The 1,367-nt window shown below is 66.6% G+C and carries 2 protein-coding genes; both read left to right on the top strand.

From position 1 onward, the window contains the following. The first annotated feature begins 10 nt into the window (after positions 1-10). Positions 11-271, top strand: a complete 261-nt coding sequence (locus tag ABB27_RS07820) for a helix-turn-helix domain-containing protein (protein WP_083491202.1) — start codon at positions 11-13, stop codon at positions 269-271. Between the two features lie 87 nt (positions 272-358). Further along, positions 359-1,303: a DMT family transporter gene (locus ABB27_RS07815; protein WP_057628063.1), complete on the top strand. Its 945-nt coding sequence runs from the start codon at positions 359-361 to the stop codon at positions 1,301-1,303. Positions 1,304-1,367: the final 64 nt, after the last annotated feature.

Raw genomic sequence — 1,367 nt, 5'->3', positions numbered from 1 at the left:
GGTCGGGTAGGTGGCTCGTGTGGGGCAGGTAGCCGGTGTCGGCTTGACAGCCTTGCATGGCCTGTTCAAGCGCGAATACGGGCTTACCCCGGCGCAATGGCTGCTGCAACAGCGACTACAGCTTGCCCAGCGGCAATTGGCGGGCGGTAGCCAGTCGCTGGCGCAGATCGCCCAACAAGTAGGCTTCTCCGACCAGGGCGCCTTGACCCGCGCCATGCGCCGTTCGCTGGGCATCACGCCGGGCCGCTACCGCCGCCGTTTCGATGCGTAGTTTCAGCCCATCGCCGCGTAGGCTGGGACAATACAAACAAGGCCGGCACGTGGATGCTGGTGTGATCTCTGGGTGCCCGGTGGCGTGATGAAGGATCGGATGTGGTTCGGTATTGGCAATGGCGTGGCTTCCGGCGCGCTATGGGGCCTGGTGTTCCTGGCGCCAGCCGTGCTGGCGGACTTTTCGCCGATGCAGTTGGCGGCGGCGCGTTACCTGATTTACGGCTTGGTTGCAGTGATCCTGCTGGTGCCGCGTTGGCCGACGCTGCGCGCGCGCATCGGCAAGGCCGAATGGACCGCGCTGACCTGGCTGAGCCTGCTGGGCAATCTGCTCTATTTCGTCATGCTGTCCATTTGCGTGCAGTGGAGCGGGGGCGGGGCTGCTGCGTTGATCGTCGGCATGGTGCCGGTTTTGGTGGCGGTGGTGGGCGCACGGGAACCGGGCGCGGTGCCCTTGTCGCGGCTGGCCCCGGCGCTGGCCTTGTGCGTGGCAGGGGTGGCTCTGATGGGCTACGAGGCCATCGTCTCGTCACATGTACAGGCCAGCACCACGCAGCGCTTGCTTGGCCTGCTGTGCGGGGTGGGGGCGCTACTGTCCTGGACTGCCTATTCGGTAGGTAACACACGCTGGCTGGCCAAGGTGCCGGATGTATCCGGGCATGACTGGTCATTGTTGACCGGGGTGGCAACCGGGGGCTTGGCCCTGCTGTTGGCGCCCGTGGCCTTCGCCGACGGTGGCGCCGGGCATACGGGCCGCGAGTGGGCCGGTTTCTGGATGATGGCGGCAGCGGTGGCGGTGTTCGCCTCGATACTGGGCAACGCCTGCTGGAACCGCGCTAGCCGCGCCCTGCCATTGACCCTGGGCGGGCAGATGATCGTGTTCGAGACCTTGTTTGGGCTGCTGTACGGCTTTGTCTGGCAGCAGCGCTGGCCGGTAGCCATCGAGGTGATCGCCGCGCTGTGCCTGATTGCCGGCGTTGCTTGGAGCGCGGCGGCGCACCGCCCGGCAGCGCCGGCCGCGGATCCGGCCTGAGCTATTCCGCGCAGTCAGCGGGCGAAAGGGCGCCTGCTGCGATTCTTTCGAAGTCTCAACACCA

It is taken from the genome of Stenotrophomonas terrae, from assembly GCF_001431465.1.
Classification (GTDB): domain Bacteria; phylum Pseudomonadota; class Gammaproteobacteria; order Xanthomonadales; family Xanthomonadaceae; genus Stenotrophomonas; species Stenotrophomonas terrae.
This window is presented reverse-complemented; position numbering and strand designations above follow the sequence as displayed.

What these genes read in the sequence shown, in the direction of transcription:
- ABB27_RS07815 (WP_057628063.1), top strand. Translation starts at nt 359, where the DNA reads ATGAAGGATCGGATGTGGTTCGGTATTGGCAATGGCGTGGCTTCCGGC.